The organism is Rubrivivax gelatinosus (genome assembly GCF_004340905.1).
Lineage (GTDB): Bacteria > Pseudomonadota > Gammaproteobacteria > Burkholderiales > Burkholderiaceae_C > Rubrivivax > Rubrivivax gelatinosus.
This window is the reverse complement of sequence record NZ_SLXD01000004.1, coordinates 80,830-107,360: the sequence shown is the minus strand read 5'-3', so window position 1 is coordinate 107,360 and position 26,531 is coordinate 80,830. Positions and strand designations below refer to the sequence as shown.

Genomic DNA, 26,531 nt, shown 5'->3' with positions numbered 1-26,531 from the left:
TCAGTTGGAGGAGCGGCCGCTGCGGCGTGACTCGATCTCGCGGTCACCGGGCGACAACGTCAGTCCCATGGCCTGTTTGATGTAGTTGGACGCTAGGTGCACACTGGAAGTGGACTTGCTGATTCGACCGTTCACGATGGCGCGCCCCTCCCACGCGGGTGAGTTGGTGCGAGACCAGTCGACCTTTCGCAGCGCCTTGATCTTGGATCTCCAGTTCTTGGGATGGGTCGCGAGGAGTTCGGCGCCTGCCATACCAAGAGCCTGAAGCGTCACACCGTGGGCGTGGATGAAGTCCTGTCGTAGATCAGCTGTGGAGACTTTGCGTTGCCTCGCGTTGACCCAGTCGGGAATCTGCTCAGCAACGGCCTCCCAGTACTCTTTGGCGATGAGCCTCTCCTGGGGCGTGACTTCTTCCTTCGGGCCCTTTCTGAGTAAGGCGCGACTGGCGCGCTTGATGCTGCTCAGCGTGAAGAGCTTCGTCGAGCGGTTCGAGATAGTCGACTTCTCGAACTCTGTGAGTGTCTTGAACGTCGTGCATTCGGCAGCCAGATACCGCGCGAGTTCAGAACTTTGGTCACGACGGTCGTAGAGAGTGGACAACGAGTCGCTGGGCCGGACCGCATAGCGGTTCAGGTCCGCGAACATCTGCTGGCTTCGCACAAGGCCTTCGTCGACGAAGAACAGGACAGGTACGTTGTCCGACCCAAGCCCCGGGTTCTCCTTGATGGCCTCCTCGATGGCCGCACGGCGGTGCTGGCCATCGTTGATCAGGATCCGTGCTTCCATTGGGATCTGAAGGTATCCCAGTGATGACTGCTTCTCAGGCTCGAACGGCAGGAACTTCACTGCCGCGTCGACGGAAGCCGTTAGAGCCGACATCACATAGGCATCGCGACGGCTCAACAAGTAGTGGGCGATCTCCGGCACTCGGGCACGGTTCAGCGTTCGCTGTGCACGGAGTTCGGCAGGCACCTCCTCCTCGTCAAAGACGAAGAGCTTCGGGATAACCCTAAGTGGGCACATGGCGATGAAGAATGGGCGCCCCGCCTGGGTGCCCTGCGCCGCCGGGAAGGTGTGGAAGTAGCTTTGATCTTCCATGATGCTTCCAGTTTAACCTCCTGGAAGTGTGTTTTGACTTCCAGGGTGTTGGCACAGACCGAATTTTGACCACCCGGAGGTGCGGAGGTGCGGACGATTTCTTGGACTCCCTTGACGGGTAGTTCATGTACTCATACGACGATCGACTGCGAGCTGTTCAGCTCCGCATCAAGCTGGGCAAGCGCGCCGGGCTGACCATCCGGCAGCTTGGCTATCCGACGAAGAACGCGCTCAAGGCCTCGCTGCCTTGCCGTCACGATCAAGGCGCTGGGCCACCCGTCCAGGTCGTTGTTGGCAAGCTGGATCCGGGACGCGCATCCGCAACTGCGTCTTCAGGTGGGTCGAGCTCACGAGGCACTGTCATCGCAGGCGAAGCAGTCCGCGGTCATGGCGTTGTGCCTGCGGCAAGGAAGTGCCCAGGAGGTGACTCAGGAGCTGGGTGTGTCCAGACCTTCGCTGTACAACTGGAGGAATCAGCTGCTCAACAACGAGGCGTTGGCATCGATGAAGCCCCAGCAGGACCGGCCGCCAAGCCCCGAGCGCGATGATCTCGAACGCGAGGTCGAGCACCTCCAACGAGACGTCAAGCGTCTGAAGCTCGAGCAGGACATCCTGAAGAAGGCGAACGAACTGCCAAAAAAGAGCTGAGCATCGATGAGCGGCTCCTGACGAACCGGGAGAAGACCCAGCTGGTTGATGCCCTGCGGTCAATACACGCCCTCGCAGACCTTCTGGCGGAGGTCAAGCTACCGCGCAGCTCCTACTTCTACCACCGAGGGCGGCTTGAACTCGGCGACAAGTACGCCGCCATTCGGACCGTCATGGCCCACATTTTTCCAGAGCAACTACCACTGCTACGGCTCTCGCCGGATGCACGCGACGCTCGCAAGGCAGTCGGTGACCATCCCCGAGAAGGTCGTCCGGCGCTTGATAAGGGAAGAGAGCCTGGTGCCGGCCTTGCGCAAGCGAAGGCGCTACGGCTCGTACATGGGCGAGATCAGTCCAGCACCGGACAACCTCCTCAATCGGGACTTCACCGCCAGTGCGCCCAACAGGAAGTGGCTCACCGACATCACGGAGTCCCAGATCCCGACCGGCAAGATCTACCTCTCCCCAATGATCGACTGCTTCGACGGGCTGGCGGTCAGTTGGTCCATCGGCACTCGGCCCGATGCAGAGCTCGTCAACACGATGCTCGACGCGGCGATCAACACCGTCGTTGCTGGTGATGACCGACCCGTGGTGCACTCCGATCGCGGAGGTCACTACCGCTGGCCAGGCTGGCTTACTCGGATTGCTGAGGCGCGTCTCGTGCGCTCGATGTCGCGCAAGGCCTGCTCACCAGACAACGCTGCCTGCGAGGGCCTCTTCGGCCGACTGAAGAACGAGCTGTTCTACGCCAGGGACTGGCTGGCCACGACCATCGACGAGTTCATTGCAGAGCTCGACGCCTATGTGCGCTGGTACAACGAGGCGCGAATCAAGATGTCGCTCGGCTCACGCAGCCCTCCGGAGCACCGCAAGGCGCTGGGGATCGGGGTGTAACCAGTCCAAGTTTTCTTGCCGCACCTCCCTCCGGTCCGCGCCCCCGCTTTTGGACACTTTTTGGACACCCCAAACGAAAACGCCACCCGAAGGTGGCGCAAGTCGTTGATACAGCTGATGTTCTTGGTGGGCGGTGCAGGGTTCGAACCTGCGACCCCTGCCGTGTGAAGGCAGTGCTCTACCGCTGAGCTAACCGCCCGGCTGGCCTGACCACTGTTGAAAAGCGATCAGCGCCGGTGAGCCTCGCATTATGCCATGACTTGGCGCCAGATGGTGTGCCCCTTGCTCGCTTTGTCGAGTTCGGCCAGCACAGCCTCGTGCGCGGCCGTCTCCTGCTCGCTTGCGGCGAGCACCGGCAGCGTGAACTGCGACAGGTCGATGGCCGCCACTTCGAGCGCCGAACCGCCCTCTTGCACGTCGTCGATGACCAGCGAGTCCTGGCCCCGCGTCATGCGGATGTAGACCTCGGCCAGCAGCCCCGCGTCGAGCAGCGCGCCGTGCAGCGCGCGGTTGCTGTTGTCCACCTCCAGCCGCTTGCACAGCGCGTCCAGCGAGTTCGCCTTGCCGGGGAACTGCTCGCGCGCCATCAGCAGGCTGTCGGTGATCGTGCAGCCGAGTTCGGCCAGCCGCGGCTTGCCCAGACGGGTGAGTTCGGCGTCGAGGAAGCCGACGTCGAACGCGGCGTTGTGGATGATCAGCTCGGCGTCGCGCACGAACTCGATGAACTCGTCGGCGACGGCGGCGAACAGCGGTTTGTCGGCGAGGAACTCGTCGGTCAGGCCGTGCACCTTGACCGCCTCCGGATTGCTCGAACGCTGTGGGTTCAGGTAGTGGTGCAGCGTGCGGCCCGACAGGCGCCGGTTCAGCATCTCGATGCAGCCGACTTCGACCAGACGGTCGCCGTCGAGGGCCGACAGGCCGGTGGTTTCGGTGTCGAGGAAGATCTGTCTCATCGCGCCGATCCTACCGCCCGGCCCGACCAGACCCACAGCCCGATGCCGGCCAGCACCATCGGCACGCACAGCCACTGGCCCATGCTCATGTTCAGCGCCAGCAGGCCCAGGAAGCTGTCGGGCTCGCGGAAGTACTCGGCGATGAACCGCAGGCTGCCGTAGCCGATCAGGAAGGCGCCCGAGACACGCCCGGTGGGCCGCGGATGGCGCGCGTACAGCCACAGCACGACGAACAGCAGCAGCCCTTCGAGCGCGAACTGGTAGAGCTGCGACGGGTGGCGCGGCGTCAGGCTGCCGCTCTGCGGGAACACCATCGCCCAGGGCAGCGACGGGTCGGCGGCACGGCCCCAGAGCTCGCCGTTGATGAAGTTGCCGATGCGCCCCGAGGCCAGCCCGGTCGGCACGCAGGGCGCCACGAGGTCGGTCACCTGCAGGAAAGACCGGCCCTTGCGGTGAGCGAACAGCGCCATCGCACCGATCACGCCCAGCAGACCGCCGTGAAAGGACATGCCGCCCTTCCAGACCTGCAGGATCTCCAGCGGGTTGGCGAGGTAGTCACCCGGCTTGTAGAACAGCGCGTAGCCCAGGCGGCCGCCGACGATGACGCCGACGACGCCGTAGAACAGCAGGTCCTCGACGTCCTGCTTCGTCCAGCCGGCCTGCACGAACTGAGGCTGCGCCGCACGCAGCCGCGCCAGCAGCAGGAACAGCCCGAAGGCGACGAGGTAGGTCAGCCCGTACCAGTGGATCTGGACCGGTCCGAGCGCGATCGCGACCGGGTCGAATTGCGGATGCACGAGCATCGGGGGCGGCCTTTCCTGGCGTCGAGTCGGGGAGCGGCGATTGTGCCGCCGTCGGCGATCGAGCCCGGGCAGCCCTGCACGGGGCGGGAAACAAAGGCCGGGAGCCGGTGCTTTCGCGCCGGCTCCCGCCTTCGGCGGGACGTCACTGGCGTGACGTGCGTTCGCCCCTCAGAGACTCGGGTCGCGTCGACGTGGCTCCTTCGCGGCGGCGGGGGCGTCGCCGCGGCGCAGTTCGTGCACACGCTTTTGCTGGTGCGGGTTCAGGCCCAGCGCGTCGATGTCGCGCTGGCGCCGGGCACGCTTGCGTTCCTCGATCTTCTCCTCGGCCCGCTTGCGCGTCAGCCCGGAGGCATCGGCAAGCGTCCACCAGGCGACCGCGGCGCCGAACGGCAGCGCGATCCACACCCAGTGCCAGGCCGACACGGGCTCCACGCCGGCCAGGTACAGGCCCAGCAGCAACAGCCCGATGATCAGGAACCACATCCTTCGCTCTCCGGCGACCCCGCTACCATGACAACGATGACTGTAGCCCAAGCCCGGCCCCCGATGAGAGCCGCCGCCATGATGCTTTGCGCACTTGTGCTGTGCGCGTCGAGCGCGGCGCGCGCCGATGCCGACCTGGCGCGCCAGCGGCTGTGCATGGGCTGCCACGATGTCAGCGCCAAGCGCGTGGGCCCGCCGTTCAGGGTCATCGCCACGCGCTACGCCGGCCAGAAGGACGCGGCACCGCGCCTGGCGCAGGCCATCCGCCAGGGCAGCGCCAACGTCTGGGGGCCGGTGCCGATGCCGGCCAACCCCAAGGTCACGCCCGACGAGGCACAGCGGCTGGTGGCCTGGGTGTTGTCGCTGCGCTGAAGCGGCCATGAAAAAGGGGCTCCGAGGAGCCCCTGTCCACACGCCGGCCGGAGGATCAGTTCGTCTGCGACAACGGATCCAGGATCGCGGGATCTTGGTGAGCACGTCACGCCGCTGCGCGGCATGAGTGCTCCCCGAATCCCGCATGGCGCTGTCGCGCCGCCCGCGCTCTCGCGCGGCCTGGATCAGTTCGTCTGCGACAACTGATCCAGGATCGCCGGATTCTCCAAGGTGGAGGTGTCCTGCGTGATCGCCTCGCCGCGCGCGATCGAGCGCAGCAGGCGGCGCATGATCTTGCCGGAGCGCGTCTTGGGCAGGTTCTCGCCGAAGCGGATGTCCTTGGGCTTGGCGATCGGGCCGATCTCCTTGGCCACCCAGTTGCGCAGCTCGGCCGCCAGCTTCTTGGCTTCGTCGCCCGTCGGGCGCGGGCGCTTCAACACGACGAAGGCGCAGATCGCCTCGCCGGTGGTGTCGTCCGGGCGGCCGACGACCGCGGCTTCGGCCACCAGCTCGGTGTGGCTGACCAGCGCCGACTCGATCTCCATCGTGCCCATGCGGTGCCCCGAGACGTTGAGCACGTCGTCGATGCGGCCGGTGATCGTGAAGTAGCCGGTCTTCGGGTCACGGATCGCGCCGTCGCCCGCCAGGTAGTACTTGCCGTGGAAGTCGGCCGGGTAGTAGCTCTTCTTGAAGCGCTCCGGGTCGCCCCAGATCGTGCGGATCATGCTCGGCCACGGCTTCTTGACGACGAGGATGCCGCCCTGCCCCCAGGGCACGTCCTTGCCGGTCTCGTCGACGACGGCGGCCTGGATGCCCGGGAAGGGCAGCGTGCACGAGCCCGGCACCAGCGTCGTCACACCCGGCAGCGGCGTGATCATGTGGCCGCCGGTCTCGGTCTGCCAGAAGGTGTCGACGATCGGGCAGCGGCCGCCGCCGACGTGTTTGTGGTACCACTCCCAGGCCGCCGGGTTGATCGGCTCGCCGACCGATCCCAGGATGCGCAGCGACGACAGGTCGTAGTTCTTCGGGTGCACCGATTCGGTCGCCTCGGCGGCCTTGATCAGCGAACGGATCGCCGTCGGCGCGGTGTAGAAGATGCTGACCTTGTGGTCCTGGATCATCTTCCAGAAGCGGCCGGCATCGGGGAAGGTCGGCACGCCTTCGAACACGATCTCGGTGCCGCCGAGTGCCAGCGGGCCATAGGTGATGTAGGTGTGGCCGGTGACCCAGCCGATGTCGGCAGTGCACCAGAAGACGTCGTCGTCCTTCAGGTCGAAGGTCCACTTGGTGGTCAGCGCCGCGTGCAGCAGGTAGCCACCGGTGCTGTGCTGCACGCCCTTGGGCTTGCCGGTGGAGCCGCTGGTGTAGAGCAGGAACAGCGGGTGTTCGGCCTCGACCCACTCGGGCTCGCAGACCTCGCTCTGGCCGGCCACGAGGTCGGCCAGCCACAGGTCGCGCGAGGCGTCGAACGGGATGTCGGCGCCGGTGCGCTTGTGCACCAGCACGTGCTTGACGCTGCCGCAGCCGCCGAGCGCGATCGCCTCGTCGACGATGGTCTTCAGCGGCAGCGCCTTGCCGCCGCGCTGCTGCTGGTCGGCGGTGATCACGGCCACCGCGCCGGTGTCCTCGATGCGGTCGCGCAGCGATTGCGCCGAGAAGCCGCCGAAGACCACCGAGTGCGTCGCGCCGATGCGCGCGCAGGCCTGCATCGCGGCCACGCCCTCGATGCCCATCGACAGGTAGATGATGACGCGGTCGCCCTTGCCGACGCCCAGCGACTTCAGGCCGTTGGCCATCTTGCTGACGATGGCCAGCAGCTCCTTGTAGCTGACGCGGCGCACCTCGCCGCCGTCGGCCTCGAAGATGATCGCCGTCTTGTCGCCCAGGCCGCGCTCGATGTTGCGGTCCAGGCAGTTGTACGAGGCGTTGAGCGTGCCGTCGGCGAACCACTTGAAGAACGGCGCGTTCGACTCGTCGAGCGCCTGCGTGAACGGCGTCTTCCAGCTGATCAGCTCGCGTGCCAGACGCGCCCAGTAGCCCTCGTAGTCGGCCTCGGCCTCGGCGCACAGCGCGTCGTAGGCGGCCTGGCCCGACACGTGGGCGCGGGCGACGGCGTCGGCCGGCGGCGGGTAGAGGGAGTACTCGGTGGGAGCGTCGGCGCTCGACATGATGTCAGTCTCCTAGATTTGATGGCTCGGTTCGGTGTCGACCGATGGCTCGGAAGGTAGGCAAGGGCTCTTACGAACCGCTTACTCTCCCGTCCGGCGCCGTGGCCCGGATCTGTCCGGGCTCAAGGCGCGAACTACAATTTACGCCATCGCGCATTCGCGCCCTTCCCCTCCTCCATGAAGCCAGAACTCTCCGGCGCGGCCCCCAAGCTGGGGCCGCTGTCTGCGCTGATCTTCGCCAGCCGCTGGCTGCAGCTACCGCTGTACCTGGGGCTGATCCTGGCGCAGGCGGTCTACGTCTTCAACTTCTGGGTCGAACTGGTCCACCTCATCGAGGCGGCCTTCGGCGACCAGCACGCGCTCGAACTGCTGGTGAAGAACGTCGGCTACCAGAGCGAGGCCGCCGTCACCGGGCTCAACGAGACGATCATCATGCTGGTCGTGCTGGCGCTGATCGACGTCGTGATGATCAGCAACCTGCTGATCATGGTCATCGTCGGCGGCTACGAGACCTTCGTCTCGCGCCTGGGCCTCGAAGGCCACCCCGACCAGCCCGAGTGGCTGAGCCACGTCAATGCCTCGGTGCTGAAGGTCAAGCTCGCCACGGCGATCATCGGCATCAGCTCGATCCACCTGCTGAAGACCTTCATCAACGCCGCCAACTACAGCGAGAAGGTGCTGATCTGGCAGACGGTGATCCACATCGCCTTCCTGTTCTCGGCGCTGGCGATCGCGCTGGCCGACCGCGTGATGGTGCACGCCCAGCACGCCAACGACTGACCCACCGGACTACCCGCCCATGACCACGACGATCCGCCAGGCCGACCTGATCGAGTCGGTCGCCGCCGCGCTGCAGTACATCAGCTACTACCACCCGGCCGACTTCATCGCCCACCTCGCCCGCGCCTACGAGCGCGAGCAGAGCCCGGCGGCCAAGGACGCGATCGCCCAGATCCTCACCAACTCGCGCCTGTGCGCCGAAGGCAAGCGCCCGATCTGCCAGGACACCGGCATCGTCAACGTGTTCCTGAAGATCGGCATGGACGTGAAGTGGGAAGGCTTCACCGGCTCGATCCAGGACGCCGTCGACGAAGGCGTGCGCCGCGGCTACAACCACCCGGACAACAAGCTGCGCGCCTCGGTGCTGGCCGACCCGATCTTCGAGCGCAGGAACACGCGCGACAACACGCCGGCCGTCGTCTTCATGGACGTCGTGCCCGGCGACAAGGTCGACGTGACGGTGGCCGCCAAGGGCGGCGGCAGCGAGAACAAGAGCAAGGTCTACATGCTCAACCCCAGCGACTCGATCGTCGACTGGGTGCTCAAGACCGTGCCGACGATGGGCGCCGGCTGGTGCCCGCCGGGCATGCTGGGCATCGGCGTCGGCGGCACCGCGGAGAAGGCCGCGCTGCTCGCCAAGGAGTCGCTGATGGACGACATCGACATGCACGAGCTGCTGCAGCGCGGCCCGGCGAACAAGCTGGAAGAACTGCGCATCGAGCTCTACGAGAAGGTCAACGCGCTGGGCATCGGCGCGCAGGGCCTGGGCGGGCTGACCACGGTGCTCGACGTGAAGATCAAGACCTGGCCGACGCACGCCGCGAGCAAGCCGATCGCGATGATCCCGAACTGCGCCGCGACGCGCCACGCGCACTTCGTGCTCGACGGCTCGGGTCCGGCCTTCCTCGAGCCGCCGAGCCTGGACCTGTGGCCCGACGTGCACTGGGCACCCGACTACAACAAGAGCGAGCGTGTCGACCTGAACACGCTGACGCCGGCGCAAGTGGCGAGCTGGAAGCCGGGGCAGACGCTGCTGCTCAACGGCAGGATGCTCACCGGCCGCGACGCGGCGCACAAGCGCATCCAGGACATGCTCGAACGCGGCGAGCCGCTGCCGGTGGACTTCAGCAACCGCGTCATCTACTACGTCGGCCCGGTCGACCCGGTGCGCGACGAGGTCGTCGGCCCGGCCGGCCCGACGACGGCCACGCGCATGGACAAGTTCACGCGCATGATGCTGGAGAAGACCGGCCTGATCGCGATGGTCGGCAAGGCCGAACGCGGCCCGGTCGCGATCCAGGCGATCAAGGACAACCAGAGCGCCTACCTGATGGCCGTCGGCGGCGCCGCCTACCTCGTCTCCAAGGCGATCAAGGCGGCCAAGGTCGTCGGCTTCGCCGACCTGGGCATGGAAGCGATCTACGAGTTCGACGTCGTCGACATGCCGGTGACGGTGGCGGTGGACGCCGGCGGCACCAGCGCCCACCAGACCGGGCCGCAGGAGTGGCAGGCGAAGATCGGCAAGATCCCGGTCGTCGTCGCGTAATGCAGGAGAAGCGGTGACGCTGCGTTTCGAGGTCCACCCCGACAACCCGCAGCCGCGGCTGCTGAAGCAGGCCGCCGAGCTGCTGCGCGGCGGCGACGTGCTCGCGGTGCCGACCGACTCGAGCTACGCGCTGGTCTGCCGGCTCGACGACAAGGCCGCCGCCGAGCAGCTGCGCCGGTTGCGCGGCATCGACGACAAGCACCTGCTGACGCTGCTGTGCCGCGACCTGTCGGAACTCGCCAACTACGCGCGTGTCGACAACCGCCAGTACCGGCTGCTCAAGCTCGGCACGCCGGGGCCCTACACCTTCATCCTCGACGCCACGAAGGAAGTGCCGCGGCGCGTCTCGCACCCCTCGCGGCGCACGATCGGCCTGCGTGTGCCCGACCACCAGGTCACGCAGGACCTGCTGGCCGCCTACGGCGAACCGCTGCTGGCGACGACGCTGATCCTGCCGGGCGACGACGAGCCGCTGAACGACGTCGACGAGATCCAGGACCGGCTGGGCAAGCTGCTGCCGGCGATCATCGACGCCGGCGCCTGCCCGATGGAGCCGACGACGGTGCTGGACATGACCGCCGAGGACCCGGTGCTGGTGCGCCAGGGCCGCGGCGAGCTCTCCCGCCTCGGCCTCTGAACTACTTCGCGACGCCGGTGGCCCAGGCCGAGCGGATCAGCCGGCCGCAGTTCACCGAACCCAGCGCGCCGTTGGCCGACACGCGTGCGACGATGCCGTAGCTGGTCTTGGTGGCGTCGATCCACGGGTAGAAGCCGAAGGCCCCCGGGCTGCTGAACGCGCCGTCGCCGACCTTGGGGTCATCCTCGACCCAGTGGCCCACCGAGTAGTGCCAGCTCTCGCTCAAGGGCAGCGGCGCGTAGGCGGCGGTGATGCAGGTGCTGGGATTCGTGCAGACCGACCCGGTCCCCAGCAGCGACTTCATCTGCAGCTTGCCGCCGAGGACCTTGCGCAGGAACAGCGCGTAGGCATCGGTCGAGATCACCGCACCGCCAGCCATCAGCGGTTGCGAGTACATCAGCGAAACGTCGGTGCCGAGCTTGGCGCGCACTTCGGTGGCCAGCGCCTTGGTCGTCAGCTTGCCCAGCCCGTTGAGGCTGGCGTGCTTCTCCATGTGGCCGCCGTCGTACTTGAAGACGCCCTCGTAGCCCGACGAGTAGACACCGTTGCTGCCCGAGGCCAGGCAGGCGTCGACGCTGGCGAGGCCGCTGCAGCTCTTGAGCGAGACGTAGCCGGCGGTCATCGCCAGGTACTTGCGGTCGGTGGCGCTCAGCGTGCCCGAGCGGGCCTGCGCGACGTAGGCGCCATAGAGCCACTTGGAGGCCGAGGCGATGGTGATCGGGGCCGAGGACTTCACCGCCGCGGTGCTGCCGCTGGCCACCGAGCCGCTGGTCTTCTTGCCGGCGGAGTCGCCGATCTCCCAGTAGAACGGACGGACCTTCGAGCAGGCGTTGCTGCTGCTCTGCGCCGTGGCCGCGGCAGCGGCGATGCGCGCGGAGTCGGCCACGGTGGTGGTGGTCGTCGTCGTGGTGGTCGTCGAGCTGCCGCGTTTGCTCGTGCGCGAGGCGGTCGCGACGGCGCTGGCCGTCAGCGTGGCCTCTTCGTCCGCCGAATCGGCCTCGGAAGTGCCTTCGGCATCGGTCCAGCCGGTGGCGTCGGAGCTGGTGTCCAGCAGCGCCGATGCTTGCGCCAGTTCGGCGTCGGAAACGGTGGCGGCCGTAGCCTGCTCGGCGGTGGCCGTTTCGTCGCCGTCGGAGCCGCCGCCACAGGCGGTGAGCGCGAGCAGGCAAGCGAGGCTGACGAGACGAAGAGGAGTGTTGACGGGGCTCATGCCCCGATCTACGGCCCTCCTCCGAGCGGATTAAGCGGGTGCGATTTCAGCGATCTGCAAGCAGATGTGAGCACCCGGCCATAGTGCTCAGAGCGCGGCCGTGACCACCATCTCGACCTTCCAGCCCGGGCGCGCGAGCGCCGCCTGCACGGTGGCGCGCGGGGGCGCGGCACCGGCCGGCAGCCAGGCTTCCCAGACCTCGTTCATCGCCGGGAACTCGGCCAGGTCGGCGATGAAGATCTGCACCATCAGCAGGCGCGACTTGTCGCTGCCGGCCCGCGCCAGCAGTGCGTCGATCGCGGCCAGCACCTGGCGCGTCTGGCCGGCGATGTCCTGCGTGTCGTCGGCGGCCACCTGGCCGGCGAGGTAACACACGCCGTTGTGCACGGCCATTTCCGACAGGCGCGTGCCGACGTCGAAGCGCTGGATCATTTGCGGTGTCCTTTCCGGCCATGGCCGGTCTTGGGAGCGTGGGGATGGAGGTGGCGCGGCGGATGCGCCGAAGCCTTGGCGTGCGCGGCCGGCGCGGTGGCCTTCTGGCCGATCTTCGACTCGGTGCCGGCGAGCAGCTTGCGGATGTTGCCTTCGTGGCGCCAGACCAGCAGCAGGCTCATGCCGACGATCGCCAGCAGCGAGGCATCGACACCCCAGACCAGCGCCTGCACCAGCGGCGCGCTGAACGCCGCGGCGATCGAGGCCAGCGACGAGTAGCGCGTCGCGAACGCGACCAGCAGCCAGATCACCAGCACCGAGCCACCCAGCACCGGGTTCAGCCCGAGCAGCGCGCCGGCCGCAGTGGCCACGCCCTTGCCCCCCTGGAAGCGGAAGAACACCGGCCACAGATGGCCGACGAAGGCCGCCAGGCCGACGAAGGCCGCGACGGCCGGGTCCAGGCCCCAGCGTGCGCCGAACAGCAGCACCGCCAGCACCGGCACGAAACCCTTCAGCGCGTCGAAGAGCAGCGTCATCAGCGCCGCCTTCTTGTTGCCTGAACGCAGCACGTTCGTGGCGCCGGGGTTGCCGGACCCGTAACTGCGGGGGTCGGCCAGCCCCATCGTGCGGCTGACCAGGACGGCGAACGAAAGCGAACCGAGCAGGTAGGCGGCCAGGATCGCGGCCGCCGCAGGAAGCGAGAACATGGGGCGCAAGTGTAAGGGGGCCGTCGAGGGTCCCGAGGCCGCCCGCGATGCACGGGTGACAGCATCTGGCCCTCAGGGCGGCTACAGTGATGGCGAGGGTCCGAACACCTGCGTCCCTGCGGCCACAACGCTCATTCGTGAGATGATTGTGTCGGCTCGCGCAGATATGACGTCGCGCCGGGGACTGCCGCCCCGGATGGAGACGTCGGAGTGGGCGGATCCGCCCAGGGAGCCCCTTTCGACGACAACCCGGCAGCGCCTGAATGCAACGAAAAACGATCACGACGGCCCAGGCGGCGGAGCGCCTGGGTGTTTCGCCGCAGACGATCCAGAAATGGGTCGACGCCGGACATCTTCCGGCCTGGAAGACGATGGGCGGTCACCGCCGCCTCGACGCGGACGCCGTCGAGCGCATGGTCGCCGAACGGCGCGCGCGCATCGAGGCCGCCGATGGCATCGAGTCCATCATGCTGGTCGAAGACGATCCGGTGACCGCGGCTCTCATCGAGTCGCAGCTCTCCGACCTGCGCCCCGAAGCGCGGCTGCGGGTCTTCTCAGACGGTTTCACCGCGCTGCTGGACGCCGGCCGTGACGTGCCGGACTGGCTGATCACCGACATCGACCTGCCCGGGCTCGACGGCCTGCAGATGATCCGCAAGCTGCGCGAGAACCCCGCGACGCAGAAGATGCGCATCGTGCTGGCGACCAGCCACACCGGCGCGTCGCTGGAACGGTTCGGGCCGCTGCCCGAAGGCATCCCGCTGCTCATCAAGCCGCTGACGCCCGAGGCGCTGGCGGCGGCGATGGCCGGCTGATCAGCCGGCGAGCGCGCAGTGCACCGGCCGGGCGCCCACGGCGCCTGGCAGCACACGCGGGTCGATGCCGACGAGAAAACCGCGCCGGCCGCCGTTGATCAGGATGCGCGGCAACTCCAGCACGCTGGCCTCGACGTAGACCGGCATCGCCTTCTTCGTGCCGAACGGCGAGGTGCCGCCGACGAGGTAGCCGCTGTGGCGCTGCGCGACCTCGGGCTTGCAGGGCTCGACCGACTTGGCGCCGATCTCGCGCGCCAGGTTCTTCGTGCTGACCTGGCGGTCGCCATGCATCAGCACGATCAGCGGCTGGGCGTGTTCGTCCTGCATCACCAGCGTCTTGACGACTTCGTGCTCGGCCACGCCGAGCTGGCGCGAGGACTCGGCGGTGCCGCCGTGGTCGACGTAGTCGTAGACGTGTTCGCTGAACTCGATGCCGGCGCGGCGCAGGAACTGCGTCGCCGGGGTCTCGCTGACGTGGGCGTTCTTCCTGGCCATGGGCTCACTGGGCGGGGTCGCGGTGGCGCCAGCGGATCGCGTCGATCCCGGCCAGCAGCTCGGGCGACAGCTCGACCGACCAGGCGGCGACGTCCTCCTCGAGCTGGGCGATGCTGGTCACGCCGATGATGGTGCTGGCGACACGCCAGTTGCGGTAGCAGAAGGCCAGCGCGAGCTGCGTGGGCGTCAGGCCGTGGCGACGGGCCAGCGCGTTGTATTCGCGCGCCGCCACCAGCGCCTCGTCACGCGCCCAGCGCTGCAGGCGCATGCTGGCGAACTGCGCCAGGCGGCCGGTGGCCGCGGGCGCATCCTCGAAGCCCGAGCGGTCGTACTTGCCGGTCAGCGCGCCGAAACCCAGCGGCGAATACGCCAGCAGGCCGACGCCGCTGCGGTACATCGCCTCGTCCAGGCCGTTGTCGACGCTGCGGTTGACCAGCGCGTACGGGTTCTGCACGCTGACGACGCGCGGCAGGCCGTGCTGCTCGGCCAGGCGCACGAACTCCAGCAGGCCCCAGGGCGACTCGTTGGACAGGCCGACATGGCGCACCTTGCCCGCCTTCACCAGGCCGGCGAGCGCTTCGAGCTGCTCGCGGATGCCGGTCTGCTCGCGGTCCTTCGTGGGGTCGAAGTACAGGCCGCCGAACATCGGCGCGTTGCGATTCGGCCAGTGGATCTGGTAGAGGTCGATGACGTCGGTCTGCAGCCGCGCCAGGCTGGCGTCGCAGGCGGCGACGATGTCCGCCGGCGTCAGGTCGGGCGCGCCGCCGCGGATCCACGGCATGTTGCGCGACGGCCCGGCGACCTTGCTCGCGATCACCAGGCGATCGCGCAGCCCGGGGCGCGCGGCCAGCCAGCGGCCGATGATGGCCTCGGTCGCGCCCTGGGTCTCGGCGCGCGCGGGCACCGGGTACATCTCGGCAGCGTCGAGGAAGTCGATGCCGAGCTCGACGGCACGGTCGAGGATGGCGTGGGCGTCGGCTTCGCCCACCTGTTCGCCGAAGGTCATGGTGCCCAGGCAGATGCGCGAGACGCGCGGGCCGCCGAGGCCGAGAGTCGTACTGTCCATGACGCAAGTGTGCCAAAGGCCAGTCGCGGGCACCGGGCGCGGGGCCCTACGATCTGCGCCCATGGCCGACGCCACCGCCGTGCACCCCCTCTTCGCCGCGCCCGCGCGCAGCCGGCGCCGCCGCGGTCTGGCGCTGGCGCTCGCCGCCCACGGGCTGCTGGTCGCCGGCCTGCTGAAGCTGGCCCCGCCCGCGGAGCGGCTGGTGGCCCCGGCGGGCACATCGGTCACCTGGCTGCGCCTGCTGCTCGAGCCCGCAGCGACGCCGCCGCGCGACGCCGCGCCGTCACCCAAGGCACGGCCGGCGGCCCGGCCCGCGCCGACGCTGCAGGCGCCCGCCGCGACCGCCCTGCCCGCGGCCGAAGCCGTGGCGCCGACGCCCCGGCCGGCCGAACCCGCGCCGCTTCAGCTGACGCTGCCGCGCGGCCCCGCGGCGCGCGTCGAACGTCCGCCGGCGCTGGACGACCCGCGCGCCAACACCCAGCACCTGAGCCTGGAGGCGCGCATCGCGAAGACGCTGGAGAAGGACTGGACCGAAGAGCTGCTGCCCGACGGCAGCCGGCGTTACCGCCGCGGCTTCGAATGCATCATCGTCAAGGACTCGCAGGCCACCGTGCTCGACCCGTTCAACCAGGCATCCCGCATGGCACCCAAGCTGGCCGGGCGCTGCTAGACGCCGCCGAGCTGCCGCGCGCGCTCCTCCTCCCGCAGCCGCAGCACGCGGCGCTGCACCTTGCCGGTGGTCGTCATCGGCAGCGTGTCGATGAACTCGATCTCCTTCGGGTACTCGTAGGGCGCGAGGCGCTCGCGCACGTGCTGCTGCAGTTCGCCGACCAGCGCCTCGTCGCCGTGCACGCCGGGCGCCAGCACGACGTAGGCCTTGACCAGCGCACCACGTTCGGCGTCGGGTTTGGGCACCACCGCGGCGTTGGCCACCGCGGGGTGCTTGACCAGGCAGTTCTCGATCTCGCTCGGGCCGATGCGGTAGCCGGCGGCCTTGAAGACGTCGTCGCTGCGGCCCTGGTACCAGAGGTAGCCGTCGGCATCCATCACCGCGGTGTCGCCGGTGCGGCACCAGCTCGAGGCCGGGTCGCCGGTGTACTTGGCGCGTGTCGCGGCGTCGTTGCGCCAGTAGCCGAGGAAGAAGATCGGGTCCGGGTCGCCGTGGCGGTCCAGCCGGTGCAGCGCGACGTCGCCGGGCACGCCGGGCGGACACTCGCGGCCTTCGTCGTCGATGACGGCGACGCGGTGGCCCGGGTAGGCGCGGCCCATGCTGCCGGGGCGCGCCGGCCAGCCGGGCACGGCGCGGCCGGCCTCGTCGACGCCGCGCGCGCAGTTGCCGACGATGTAGTTCATCTCCGTCTGGCCGAACATCTCGTTGACCGGCACGCCCAGTGCGTCGCGGCACCAGGCGAAGACGGCGTCGCCGACGGCTTCGCCGGCGCTCATCACGGCGTCGAGCTTCAGCACGTAGCGCTCGCGTGGCGCCGGCACCGCCTTCATCATCGCCTTCAGCGCCGTCGGGAACAGGAAGGTGTGCGTGACGCCGTGGCGCTGCATCAGCTCGAAGGCACGCTCGGGCTGGAAACGCCCGCGGAAGGCGACGATCTCGCGGCCGAAATACAGCGTCGGCAGCAGCGCGTCCATCAGCCCGCCGGTCCAGGCCCAGTCGGCCGGACTCCAGAACACCGCCTCGCCCTGGAAGCCGTTCTGGCTGCAGACGAAACCCGGCAGGTTGCCCAGCAGGGCCCGGTGCGGGATCAGCGCGCCCTTGGGCGGGCCGGTGGTGCCGCTGGTGTAGATCAGCACCGCGGCGTCGTCGGCGCGCGTGCGTGCGGGCTCGAAGCCGGCCGCGCCGCCGGCCAGCAGCGCGCGCCAGCCGCAGTCGGCATCACCTTCGGCCGGGCCGACACCGACGATCAGCTCCAGCGCCGGGCACTCGTCGCGCAGGCGCAGCAGGTGGGCCAGCGTCGCCTCGTCGGCCACCGCCACACGCGCGCCGCTGTCGGCCAGGCGCCAGACCAGCGCATCGGGGCCGAACAGCACCGACAACGGCATCGCCACCGCGCCCAGCATCGCCACGCCCATCTGCGCGACGGCGGTCTCGGGGCGCTGGGCGAGCACGATGGCGACGCGGTCGCCGCGGCCAACGCCGCGTGCGGCCAAGCCGGCCGCGAAGGCGCGCGCCTGGGTCTCGAGTTCGGCGTAAGCCAGCATGCCCGAGGCGCCAGCTTCGTCTTCCCAGCGCAGCGCGTTGCGGCCGCTGGCGGCCCAGCGTGTGCAGCAGAGTTCGGCGAGGTTGAGTTCCTCGGGCACCTGCCAGCGCCAGGCACGGTGCAGCAAATCGTAGGAATCGATGGAATCCATCGGGACGGTGTGGTGCATCGCCCCAGCTTAGGAGCGCATCCCCCGGGCGCGAACCCGGTCCAACACCGAGAACCTTCAAGTTCGACGCCAGGGCGCCGAAATGCCACGAGAGCAGGCCAGGCGTTCGTCAGCGCCACGGCCGAAGAACACACCGGACCGACATGTCCTACACCGCTCTTGCCGCCGTCGCCCATCGCATCCAGGTCGGCCAGCCACTGCCGTTCAACGTGCGCAACGCCGACAGCACGCTGCTGCTGGCGCGCGGCCATCGTGTTGCGACCGCCGGACAGCTGCAGGCCCTGCTCGACCGGGGCGCGCTCGTCGACCTCGCCGAACTGCTGGGCGACCGCGAGCGCCTGGCGCAGCTGCCGCGCGAACAGCTCCCGGCCTTCTGGCGTGAGGGGCTGAGCCGCGTCGCCGAGGTGCTGCAGGCCTCGCCTGCACCGGGCTTTCGCGACGCGCTGGACAACGCCGCGCAACCGGTGCTGGCGCTGATCGAACGCGACCCCGACCTGGCGATCTTCCAGGTGCTGCGCCAGGAAGGCGGCGAGCGTGCGGCCTATGGCGCGCGGCGCTCGGTGGGCGCGGCGATCACCGCCTACCTGATCGCACGCCGGCTGCACTGGGACGCCGAGGCGATCGAGCGCTGCTTCAAGGTGGCGCTGACGATGAACCTGGCGATGCTGGCGCTGCAGGGCGAACTGGCCGAGCAACGCACGCCGCTGACGCCGGAGCAGCACGCCGCCGTGCTGCGCCATCCGCATCTCGGGCGCGAGATGCTGGAGCAGGCCGGCATCGCCGACCGCGACTGGCTGATCGCCGTCGAACGCCACCACGAGAACGAAGACGGCAGCGGCTACCCGACCGGCACCAGCGACGTGGGCGAGATCGCGTCGCTGGTGCGGCGCGTGGACACCTACACCGCCAAGCTCGCCGCGCGCGGCCACCGCGGCGCGCTGGCCGCCGACGTCGCCGGACGGCAGATGTTCATGCAGGACCCGGGACACCCGATGACCGCGGCGCTGGTCAAGGAGTTCGGCATCTACCCGCCGGGCTGTTTCGTGCGCCTGGTCTCGGGCGCGCTGGGTGTCGTCGTCGGCCGCGGGCCGACGGTGGCCACGCCGATCGTCGCCTGCCTGATCGGCGCCGGCGGCCGACCGCTGCCGGCGCCGCAGCGTGTGGACACCGCCGAACGTGTGCACACGGTCTCCGGCGTCGTCGGCGACCACGCCTTCGGCCGCGAGTTCACGGCCGACGAGCTGATGCAGCTGGCGCTGGCCTGATCAGCGCGCGAAACGCTGCAGCGCCTCGCCGCTGACGCGGCAGATGCGCCAGTCGGGCAGCACCGTCGCGCCCATGCGGCGATAAAAGCCGATCGCGTTCTCGTTCCAGTCGAGCACGCTCCACTCGAAGCGGCCGCAGCCGCGTTCGACCGCCAGCGCGCCCAGGTGCGCCAGCAGCGCCTCGCCGATGCCGTGGCCGCGCCAGGCCGGCTGCACGTACAGGTCCTCCAGGTACAGGCCGGGCCGCGCCATGAAGGTCGAGAAGTTGGTGAAAAACAGCGCGAAGCCGATCACCGCGCCGCCGCCTTCGGCGACGACCGCCTCGGCCACCGGGCGTTCGCCGAACAGATGCGGCTCCAGCGCCTCGGGCGTGGCCTGGCAGAGGTGCGAAAGCTTTTCGAACTCGGCGAGTTCGCGGATCAGGCCGACGATGGCCGGCAGGTCGCGCCGCTCGGCCGGGCGCAGGGAGAAGGCGGGCGTGTCCATGGCGGCATTGTCGCGTGCAGGACCGGCACGGCCGCCGCGCGGCGCCTAGCATCGGTGCCGATGGACGACCCCACCTACACGCCGCGGCGCACGCCCGCCGCCCAGACCGTCGCGCTGCGCGGCCTGCGCTACCACCTGCGCCGCTGGGGCGAGGCCGCACCGGCCGGCACCCGGCCGCTGGTGCTGCTGCACGGCTGGATGGACTGCGGCGCCTCGTTCCAGTTCCTGGTCGACGCGCTGGCCGAGGCCGAGGGTTTCGAACGCCAGGTCTTCGCGCCCGACTGGCGCGGCTTCGGCCTGACCGCGGCGCCGCCGACCGACGCCTACTGGTTCCCCGACTACCTGGCCGACCTGGACGCGCTGCTCGACGCGCTGGTGCCCGACGGCGACGTCGACCTGCTGGGCCACAGCATGGGCGGCAATGTCGTGATGAGCTACGCCGCGCTGCGCCCGCAGCGCGTGCGGCGGCTGGTCAACCTGGAAGGCTACGGCCTGCCGGCCACCGCGCCCGACGACGCGCCGGCGCGGCTCGTGCAGTGGCTCGACGAGCTGAAGACGGCGCCGGTGCTGCGCGACTACGCCAACTGCGCCGAGGTCGCCGCGAGGCTGAGGAAGAACAACCCGCTGCTCGCGGCCGACAAGGCGGCCTGGCTGGCGACGCAGTGGTCGGCACCCACGCCCGAGGGCTGCCGGCGGCTGCTCGCCGACCCGGCGCACAAACGCGTCAACCCGGTGCTGTACCGGCGCGAGGAGGCCGTCGCGACCTGGCGGCGCATCGCCGCACCGCTGCTCTTCGTCGAAGGCGACCGCGGCGAGTTCGAGACCTGGTGGGGCCACCGCTACCCGCGCGAGGACTTCGAGTCGCGCCTGGGCGTCGTGCCCTGCGTCGAGCGCGAGCGCCTGGCCCCCTGCGGCCACATGGTCCACCACGACCAGCCCGAGGCGCTGGCGCGGCGCCTGGCGTCGTTCCTCGGCTGAGCCCCAGGCACATCCCGATGCGCGCCGAGGCACATCGGCATGAGAAAATGACGGTTTGCGCCCCCGCGGCGCCAAACCCAAGAAGACACATGGACATCGAACACATCAACTCGATCGGCACGCTGCTCGCCGACCTGAGTGCCCGCACCGAGCAGCTCCGGGGGTATCTTTGACTACGACCGCAAAGCTCTGCGGCTGAACGAAGTCAATGCCGCGCTGGAGAACCCCAGCGTCTGGAACGAACCCAAACGCGCCCAGGAACTGGGCCGCGAGAAGAAGTCGCTGGAAGACGTCGTCGGCACGATCGACCACCTCGCCGGCAACCTCTCCGACAACCTCGAGCTCTACGAGATGTCGAAGGCCGACGAGGACTTCGACGGTCTCGCCGCGATCGAGGCCGAGGCGCACGCGCTGCGCGAGACGGTCGAGCGGCTGGAATTCCGCCGCATGTTCGCCAACCCGGCGGACCCGAGCAACTGCTTCATCGACATCCAGGCCGGCGCCGGCGGCACCGAGGCCTGCGACTGGGCCAGCATGCTGCTGCGCCAGTACCTGAAGTACTGCGAGAAGAAGGGCTTCAAGGCCGAGGTCATGGAAGAGACCGAGGGCGACGTCGCCGGCATCCGCAGCGCGACGCTGAAGATCGAAGGCGACTACGCCTTCGGCCACCTGCGCACCGAGACCGGCGTGCACCGCCTGGTGCGCAAGAGCCCGTTCGACTCCGCGGGCGGGCGCCACACCAGCTTCGCCAGCCTCTTCGTCTACCCCGAGGTCGACGACTCGATCGAGATCGACATCAACCCGGCGGACGTGCGCACCGACACCTTCCGCGCCTCGGGCGCCGGCGGTCAGCACATCAACAAGACCGACTCGGCGGTGCGCCTGACGCACATCCCGACCGGCATCGTCGTGCAGTGCCAGAACGACCGTTCGCAGCACCGCAACCGCGACGAGGCCTGGGCGATGCTGCGCAGCCGGCTCTACGAGCACGAGATGCGCAAGCAGATGGAAGCGCAGCAGAAGCTCGAGGACAGCAAGACCGACGTCGGCTGGGGCCACCAGATCCGCAGCTACGTGCTCGACCAGAGCCGCATCAAGGACCTGCGCACCGGCGTGGAGATCAGCAACACGCAGAAGGTCCTCGACGGCGACCTCGACCCGTTCATCGAGGCCAGCCTGAAGCAGGGCCTGTAATGCCGGCGCGCCGCCACGCCGCGCTGCTGCTGGACATGGACGGCACGCTGATCGACAGCATGCCGATCCACCAGCAGGCCTGGGGCCGCTGGCACGCCGAGCTGGGCCTGCCCTTCGACGACGCCCGCTTCTTCGAGCAGACGGCCGGCCGCGCCAACGACGAGGTCCTGCTGGGCCTGTTCCCGGCGATGCCGGCGGCCGAACGCGCGGCGCTGGCCGAGCGCAAGGAGGCGCTGTACCGCGAAGCCGCGGCCGGCGCGCTGCAGTACATCGCCGGCGCCCAGGCCTTCCTGCAGCAGGCGCGGGCGGCGGGCTTCAAGCTCGCCGTCTGCACCGCGTCGCCGGCGGCCAACCTGCAGATCGTCTTCGAGCGCTTCGGCCTGGACCGCCTCGTCGACACCGTCGCCAGCCCCGCCGACGGGCTGCGCGGCAAGCCGCACCCCGACATCTTCGTCGAAGCCGCGCGGCGCCTGGGCGTCGCCGCGGCCGACTGCCTCGTCTTCGAGGACGCGCCGCTGGGCGTCGAAGCCGCGCGCCGCGCCGGCATGGACGCCGTGGCGCTGGCCACCACCCTGCCGCCGAGCGCTTTCGACGGCTATCCGAACCTCCTCGCCACGATCCCCGATTTCGTTGGCGTCGACCCGACCACTTTCATCCCGCGAGAACCCCGCCATGCGTGAAGGCCCCGCCATCGTCGTGCACCGCCAGGACTACGCCGCCCCGGCGTACTGGATCCGCAAGGTCGAGCTGTGTTTCGACCTGGACCCCGTCAAGACCATCGTCTCGAGCAAGCTGCACATCGAGCGCAACCCGGCCGCCGAGCCGCAGGCGCTGAAGCTGCACGGCGAGGACATCACCGTGCTGCGCGTGATGGCCGCCGGCGAGAGCGTCTCGTTCCGCCACGAGGACAAGCTGCTGGTCATCGACAACCCGCCGGCGGGCGAGCAGTTCGTGCTCGAGATCCGCAACACCTGCAGCCCGGAGAAGAACACCCAGCTGTCGGGCCTGTACACCTCGGGCGGCGGCTTCTTCACGCAGTGCGAGGCCGAGGGCTTCCGCCGCATCACCTACTTCCTCGACCGCCCCGACGTGATGGCGGTCTACACGGTGACGCTGCGCGCCGACAAGGCCAAGTACCCGGTGCTGCTGTCCAACGGCAACCTCGTCGAGCAGGGCGAGCTGGACAACGGCCGCCACTTCGCCGTCTGGCACGACCCGTTCCCGAAGCCCAGCTACCTGTTCGCGCTGGTCGCCGCCGACCTCGTCTGCCGCGAGCAGAAGATCCGCACCCGCGCCGGCAAGGAGCACCTGCTGCAGGTCTTCGTGCGCCGCGGCGACCTCGGCAAGACCGAGCACGCGATGGCCTCGCTGGTGGCCTCGGTGGTCTGGGACGAAGCCCGCTTCGGCCTGCCGCTGGACCTCGAACGCTTCATGATCGTCGCGGTCGAGGACTTCAACATGGGCGCGATGGAGAACAAGGGCCTGAACATCTTCAACACGAAGTACGTTCTGGCCAGCCCCGCCACCGCCACCGACGTCGACTTCGCCGGCATCGAGAGCGTCGTCGGCCACGAGTACTTCCACAACTGGACCGGCAACCGCATCACCTGCCGCGACTGGTTCCAGCTGTCGCTGAAGGAAGGCCTGACGGTCTTCCGCGACCAGGAGTTCTCGATGGACATGGCCGGCGGCGCGTCGGCCCGCGCGGTCAAGCGCATCGAGGACGTGCGCTCGCTGCGCGCCAGCCAGTTCCCCGAGGACGCCGGCGCGATGGCCCACCCGGTGCGCCCGGACAGCTACGCCGCGATCGACAACTTCTACACCCCGACCGTCTACGAGAAGGGTGCCGAGGTCGTGCGCATGATGCAGACGCTGGTCGGCCGTGAAGGCTTCGCGCGCGGCATCACGCTGTACTTCGAGCGCCACGACGGCCAGGCCGTGACCTGCGACGACTTCGCCCAGGCGATCGCCGACGCCAACCCGGGCAGCGAGCTCGCCACGCGGCTGGAAACCTTCAAGCGCTGGTACGCGCAGGCCGGCACGCCGCGCCTGAAGGCGCGTGGCGCCTGGGACGCCGAAGCGCGCCGCTACACGCTGACGCTCACCCAGACCGCCCTGCCCTCGCCCGGCCAGCCGACCAAGCAGCCTTTCGTGATCCCGGTGCTGGCCGCGCTGCTGGGCCGCGACGGCCGCACGCTGGCCGCCGAGCGCCTGCTGGTGCTGGACGGCGCCGAGCAGCAGTTCGTCTTCGAGGACGTCGACGCCGAGCCGGTGCCGTCGCTGCTGCGCGGCTTCAGCGCCCCGGTGATCCTGGACGACGGCCTCGGCGACGCCGAGCTGCTGACGCTGCTGGCGCACGACAGCGACGCCTTCAACCGCTGGGAAGCCGGCCAGCGCCTGGCGCTGGCGCGCCTGCTGGCGGCGGTCGCAGAGACGGCGCCGGTGACGCTGGACGAGCCCTTCGTCGAGGCGATGCGCCGCGTGCTGCGCGACCCGGCACTCGACCCGGCGTTCAAGGACCTGGTGCTGACGCTGCCCAGCGAAGGCTATGTCGCCGAGCAGCTCGCCACGTTCGACCCGCAGCGCATCCACGCCGTGCGCGAGCATTTCCGCGAACAGCTGGCCAGCGCGCTGCACGCCGACTGGGCCGAGGCCTTCGAGGCCAACCTGGTGCACGAAGGCTACGCGCCGACGCCGGCGCAGGCCGGCCGCCGCGCGCTCGCCAACCTCGCGCTGGCCATGCTGTGCCTGCACGCGGTGCGCAGCGGCAACCCGGTGTGGCCGGGCCGCGCCTACCAGCGTGTCAAGGACGCCAGCAACATGACCGACCGCCTCGGCGCGCTGGCCGCGCTGGTGCACTCGCACTCCGAGCTGGCCGAGCCGGCGCTGGAGCGTTTCCACGCCATCGCCGCCGGCGAGCCGCTGGTCGTCGACAAGTGGTTCGCGCTGCAGGGCCAGGCCAGCGAGCCGGTGGGCGCCGGTGCCGGCCGCTCGTTCGCACGCGCCAAGGCGCTGCTCAAGCACCCGGACTTCTCGCTGAAGAACCCGAACCGCGCGCGCAGCCTGATCTTCCAGCTGTGCATGAACAACCCCGCCGCCTTCCACCGCGCCGACGCCGCCGGCTACGTGTTCTGGGCCGAGCGCCTGCTGGAGATCGACCCGATCAACCCGCAGCTGGCCGCGCGCCTGGCGCGTGTGATGGACCGCTGGACGGCGCTGGCCGAGCCCTACCGCAGCGCCGCGCGCGAGGCGCTGGCGCGCGTGGCCGCCAAGCCCGACCTCAGCGACGACGTGCGCGAGGTGCTCGGCCGCGCGCTGGAGGCCCAGCAATGAAGCGCGTCAGCCTGACCCAGTACCTCGTCGAGCAGCAGCGCGAGCACGGGATGATCCCGGCGCAGCTGCGGCTGCTGATCGAGGTCGTCGCGCGCGCCTGCAAGCGCATCGCGATCGCCGTCAACAAGGGCGCGCTCGGCGACGTGCTCGGCTCGGCCAGCAGCGAGAACGTGCAGGGCGAGGTGCAGAAGAAGCTGGACATCATCAGCAACGAGGTGCTGATCGAGGCCAACGAATGGGGCGGCCACCTCGCGGCGATGGCCAGCGAGGAGATGGACTCGATCCACGTCGTGCCCAACCGCTACCCGCAGGGCGAGTACATGCTGCTGTTCGACCCGCTGGACGGCTCGAGCAACATCGACGTCAACGTCTCGATCGGCACCATCTTCAGCGTGCTGCGCAAGGTCGGCCACACGCGTGGCGTCAGCGAGGACGACTTCCTGCAGCCGGGCAAGCACCAGGCGGCGGCCGGCTACTGCATCTACGGCCCGCAGACCCAGCTGGTGCTGACGGTGGGCAACGGCGTCGTCGCCTTCACGCTGGACCGCGAGACCGGCTCCTGGGTGCTGACGCAGTCGGACATCCGCATTCCCGAGGACACGAAGGAATTCGCGATCAACATGTCCAACATGCGCCACTGGGCGCCGCCGATGCGCCGCTACGTCGAGGAGTGCCTGGCCGGCAGGACCGGCCCGCGCGGCAAGGACTTCAACATGCGCTGGGTGGCGAGCATGGTCACCGACGTGCACCGCATCCTGATGCGCGGCGGCATCTTCATGTACCCCTGGGACGAGCGCGAGCCCGACAAGCCCGGCAAGCTGCGCCTGCTGTACGAAGCCAACCCGATGGCCTTCCTCGTCGAACAGGCCGGCGGCGCGGCGACCAACGGCCGCGAGCGCATCCTCGACGTCGTGCCGTCCAAGCTGCACGAGCGCGTGCCGGTGCTGCTGGGCTCGCGCAACGAGGTGGAGCGTGTCACCGACTACCACCGTAACGCCGACTGAAGCCTGACAATCCCTAAACTTAGGTGTTTTTGGGGGTCCGGGCACTAGACTTGCCGGTATGACATCAGGCCCGCTCGCAGAGATCATGCTGCCCAAGACGATTGCCCTCGTCGACGACGACGTCGACTTCACCGACGCGTTCGCCTCCTTCCTGCGCGAACAGGGTGTCGAGGTGAGCGTCTTCGGCGACAGCAACGACCTGCTCGCCAGCGAGTCGCCCTTCGGCTGGGAGTTCTACGTCGTCGACCTGATGCTGCCCGGCGTCGTCGGCGACGAGCTGATCCGCATCCTGCGCCGGCGCACCGACGCCGGCGTGCTCGTCGTCTCGGGCAAGGTGGGCGCGTCGACCTTCGCCACCGTCGTCGACGCCGGCGCCGACATGTACCTCGAGAAACCGGTCTCGATGGAGCAGATCCTGCTCGTCATCCGCGCGCTGCACCGGCGCGCGGTGATGCGCGGCCAGCGCGACCAGAGCTGGGTCGTCGACCTGCGCGCGGCGCAGCTGCAGGCGCCCGACGGCGCCAAGGTCGACTTGAGCGACGCCGACCTCGCCGTGCTGCGCTGCTTCCTCGAAGCCGAAGGTGGCGTCGTCACGCGCGACGCGCTGATCCAGCGCCTGGGCCGTGACAACACCAGCACGCTGGACAACACGCTGCACGCGACGATCTACCGCCTGCGCCGGCGCATCGAGAAGGCCTCGACGAGCCTGGTGCCGCTGCAGTCCGAGCCGCGCGTGGGCTACGTCTTTCGCGCGCCGCTGAAGTCGCTCTGACGGGCGC

25 protein-coding genes, 1 tRNA gene and 1 pseudogene are annotated in these 26,531 nt (G+C 69.3%); 14 read left to right on the top strand and 13 right to left on the bottom strand.

What is annotated here, in order from left to right:
• On the bottom strand, window positions 1-1,098 hold the full coding sequence (dndB, locus tag EV684_RS07780) for a DNA sulfur modification protein DndB (protein ID WP_132645877.1): 1,098 nt from the start codon (window positions 1,096-1,098) through the stop codon (window positions 1-3).
• Window positions 1,099-1,223: 125 nt separating this feature from the next.
• On the opposite strand from dndB, the pseudogene EV684_RS07775 reads away from it, so the two are divergent.
• Window positions 1,224-2,643 (top strand): annotated as a pseudogene (locus EV684_RS07775) (IS3 family transposase).
• Window positions 2,644-2,767: 124 nt separating this feature from the next.
• Here the strand turns inward: EV684_RS07775 and EV684_RS07770 are convergent.
• From EV684_RS07770 to EV684_RS07755, 4 genes are all read right to left on the bottom strand, one after another.
• Window positions 2,768-2,842 (bottom strand) — tRNA-Val (locus tag EV684_RS07770).
• Window positions 2,843-2,891: 49 nt separating this feature from the next.
• Window positions 2,892-3,596 (bottom strand): DNA polymerase III subunit epsilon, encoded by a 705-nt coding sequence (gene dnaQ / locus EV684_RS07765; RefSeq protein ID WP_132645875.1) that lies wholly within the window; start codon window positions 3,594-3,596, stop codon window positions 2,892-2,894.
• Window positions 3,593-4,399 carry a prolipoprotein diacylglyceryl transferase gene (gene lgt, locus EV684_RS07760; protein ID WP_132645873.1) on the bottom strand — a complete coding sequence of 269 codons (807 nt, stop codon included), beginning with the start codon at window positions 4,397-4,399 and terminating at the stop codon, window positions 3,593-3,595. Before lgt ends, dnaQ begins: the two co-directional genes overlap by 4 nt.
• Window positions 4,400-4,567: 168 nt before the next feature.
• Window positions 4,568-4,882 carry a TIGR04438 family Trp-rich protein gene (locus EV684_RS07755; protein WP_132645871.1) on the bottom strand — a complete coding sequence of 105 codons (315 nt, stop codon included), beginning with the start codon at window positions 4,880-4,882 and terminating at the stop codon, window positions 4,568-4,570.
• An 81-nt stretch (window positions 4,883-4,963) separates the two neighbouring features.
• Here EV684_RS07755 and EV684_RS07750 point away from each other — a divergent pair, with 81 nt between their 5' ends.
• A complete protein-coding gene (locus EV684_RS07750; protein ID WP_132645869.1) occupies window positions 4,964-5,254 on the top strand; it encodes a c-type cytochrome in 291 nt (96 codons plus the stop codon).
• A 185-nt stretch (window positions 5,255-5,439) separates the two neighbouring features.
• Here EV684_RS07750 and acs read toward each other — a convergent pair whose 3' ends face one another.
• Entirely contained in the window at window positions 5,440-7,422 is a 1,983-nt protein-coding gene (gene acs / locus EV684_RS07745; protein ID WP_132645867.1) for an acetate--CoA ligase, read from the bottom strand.
• A 177-nt stretch (window positions 7,423-7,599) separates the two neighbouring features.
• Between acs and EV684_RS07740 the strand changes: the two genes are divergently transcribed.
• Genes EV684_RS07740 through EV684_RS07730 form a run of 3 tightly spaced genes read left to right on the top strand, consistent with a single transcriptional unit; the run spans window position 7,600 to window position 10,385 of the window.
• Window positions 7,600-8,202 carry a YqhA family protein gene (locus tag EV684_RS07740; protein WP_132645865.1) on the top strand — a complete coding sequence of 201 codons (603 nt, stop codon included), beginning with the start codon at window positions 7,600-7,602 and terminating at the stop codon, window positions 8,200-8,202.
• A 19-nt stretch (window positions 8,203-8,221) separates the two neighbouring features.
• Window positions 8,222-9,748: a fumarate hydratase gene (locus EV684_RS07735; RefSeq protein WP_132645863.1), complete on the top strand. Its 1,527-nt coding sequence runs from the start codon at window positions 8,222-8,224 to the stop codon at window positions 9,746-9,748.
• Window positions 9,749-9,761: 13 nt separating this feature from the next.
• The gene (locus EV684_RS07730; RefSeq protein ID WP_132645861.1) at window positions 9,762-10,385 is read left to right on the top strand and encodes an L-threonylcarbamoyladenylate synthase; all 624 of its coding nucleotides are present in this window, start codon (window positions 9,762-9,764) and stop codon (window positions 10,383-10,385) included.
• A gap of 1 nt (window position 10,386) precedes the next feature.
• On the opposite strand, the gene EV684_RS07725 is transcribed toward EV684_RS07730, so the two are convergent.
• The 3 genes from EV684_RS07725 to plsY form a co-directional block, all read right to left on the bottom strand.
• Window positions 10,387-11,595: a hypothetical protein gene (locus tag EV684_RS07725; RefSeq protein ID WP_132645859.1), complete on the bottom strand. Its 1,209-nt coding sequence runs from the start codon at window positions 11,593-11,595 to the stop codon at window positions 10,387-10,389.
• Window positions 11,596-11,682: 87 nt separating this feature from the next.
• Window positions 11,683-12,027: a RidA family protein gene (locus EV684_RS07720; protein WP_132645857.1), complete on the bottom strand. Its 345-nt coding sequence runs from the start codon at window positions 12,025-12,027 to the stop codon at window positions 11,683-11,685.
• Window positions 12,024-12,734, bottom strand: coding sequence for a glycerol-3-phosphate 1-O-acyltransferase PlsY (gene plsY, locus EV684_RS07715; protein WP_132645855.1), 711 nt, complete (start codon window positions 12,732-12,734; stop codon window positions 12,024-12,026). Before plsY ends, EV684_RS07720 begins: the two co-directional genes overlap by 4 nt.
• 263 nt (window positions 12,735-12,997) lie before the next feature.
• Here plsY and EV684_RS07710 point away from each other — a divergent pair, with 263 nt between their 5' ends.
• Window positions 12,998-13,549: an excisionase family DNA-binding protein gene (locus EV684_RS07710; protein ID WP_132645853.1), complete on the top strand. Its 552-nt coding sequence runs from the start codon at window positions 12,998-13,000 to the stop codon at window positions 13,547-13,549.
• Here the strand turns inward: EV684_RS07710 and ybaK are convergent, their stop codons facing one another.
• On the bottom strand, window positions 13,550-14,044 hold the full coding sequence (gene ybaK, locus EV684_RS07705) for a Cys-tRNA(Pro) deacylase (protein WP_132645851.1): 495 nt from the start codon (window positions 14,042-14,044) through the stop codon (window positions 13,550-13,552).
• 4 nt (window positions 14,045-14,048) lie between these two features.
• Window positions 14,049-15,110, bottom strand: coding sequence for an aldo/keto reductase (locus EV684_RS07700; protein WP_132645849.1), 1,062 nt, complete (start codon window positions 15,108-15,110; stop codon window positions 14,049-14,051).
• A 61-nt stretch (window positions 15,111-15,171) separates the two neighbouring features.
• On the opposite strand from EV684_RS07700, the gene EV684_RS07695 reads away from it, so the two are divergent.
• Window positions 15,172-15,780, top strand: a complete 609-nt coding sequence (locus tag EV684_RS07695; RefSeq protein ID WP_132645847.1) for a hypothetical protein — start codon at window positions 15,172-15,174, stop codon at window positions 15,778-15,780.
• On the opposite strand, the gene EV684_RS07690 is transcribed toward EV684_RS07695, so the two are convergent.
• Window positions 15,777-17,492, bottom strand: a complete 1,716-nt coding sequence (locus tag EV684_RS07690; protein WP_132645845.1) for an acyl-CoA synthetase — start codon at window positions 17,490-17,492, stop codon at window positions 15,777-15,779. The genes EV684_RS07695 and EV684_RS07690 overlap by 4 nt on opposite strands.
• Before the next feature lie 143 nt (window positions 17,493-17,635).
• Between EV684_RS07690 and EV684_RS07685 the strand changes: the two genes are divergently transcribed.
• Entirely contained in the window at window positions 17,636-18,757 is a 1,122-nt protein-coding gene (locus EV684_RS07685; protein ID WP_132645843.1) for an HD-GYP domain-containing protein, read from the top strand.
• On the opposite strand, the gene EV684_RS07680 is transcribed toward EV684_RS07685, so the two are convergent.
• Window positions 18,758-19,243 carry a GNAT family N-acetyltransferase gene (locus EV684_RS07680; RefSeq protein ID WP_132645841.1) on the bottom strand — a complete coding sequence of 162 codons (486 nt, stop codon included), beginning with the start codon at window positions 19,241-19,243 and terminating at the stop codon, window positions 18,758-18,760.
• Window positions 19,244-19,303: 60 nt separating this feature from the next.
• Here EV684_RS07680 and EV684_RS07675 point away from each other — a divergent pair, with 60 nt between their 5' ends.
• The 6 genes from EV684_RS07675 (at window position 19,304) to EV684_RS07650 (ending at window position 26,524) form a co-directional block, all read left to right on the top strand.
• Window positions 19,304-20,221: an alpha/beta fold hydrolase gene (locus tag EV684_RS07675; RefSeq protein WP_132645839.1), complete on the top strand. Its 918-nt coding sequence runs from the start codon at window positions 19,304-19,306 to the stop codon at window positions 20,219-20,221.
• Window positions 20,222-20,310: 89 nt separating this feature from the next.
• Window positions 20,311-21,415, top strand: a protein-coding gene (gene prfB, locus EV684_RS07670; RefSeq protein WP_132645837.1) for a peptide chain release factor 2 whose coding sequence is annotated in 2 segments (ribosomal slippage) — window positions 20,311-20,391 and window positions 20,393-21,415 — 1,104 coding nt in all. Because the reading frame shifts where the segments join, the coding sequence is not laid out codon by codon here.
• Window positions 21,415-22,095 (top strand): HAD family hydrolase, encoded by a 681-nt coding sequence (locus tag EV684_RS07665; protein WP_132645835.1) that lies wholly within the window; start codon window positions 21,415-21,417, stop codon window positions 22,093-22,095. The genes prfB and EV684_RS07665 overlap by 1 nt, the downstream gene beginning before the upstream one ends.
• The gene (gene pepN, locus EV684_RS07660; RefSeq protein WP_132645833.1) at window positions 22,088-24,748 is read left to right on the top strand and encodes an aminopeptidase N; all 2,661 of its coding nucleotides are present in this window, start codon (window positions 22,088-22,090) and stop codon (window positions 24,746-24,748) included. The genes EV684_RS07665 and pepN overlap by 8 nt, the downstream gene beginning before the upstream one ends.
• A complete protein-coding gene (locus EV684_RS07655) occupies window positions 24,745-25,752 on the top strand; it encodes a class 1 fructose-bisphosphatase (RefSeq protein ID WP_132645831.1) in 1,008 nt (335 codons plus the stop codon). The genes pepN and EV684_RS07655 overlap by 4 nt, the downstream gene beginning before the upstream one ends.
• Before the next feature lie 85 nt (window positions 25,753-25,837).
• The gene (locus EV684_RS07650) at window positions 25,838-26,524 is read left to right on the top strand and encodes a response regulator transcription factor (RefSeq protein ID WP_132645829.1); all 687 of its coding nucleotides are present in this window, start codon (window positions 25,838-25,840) and stop codon (window positions 26,522-26,524) included.
• Window positions 26,525-26,531 lie beyond the last annotated feature (7 nt).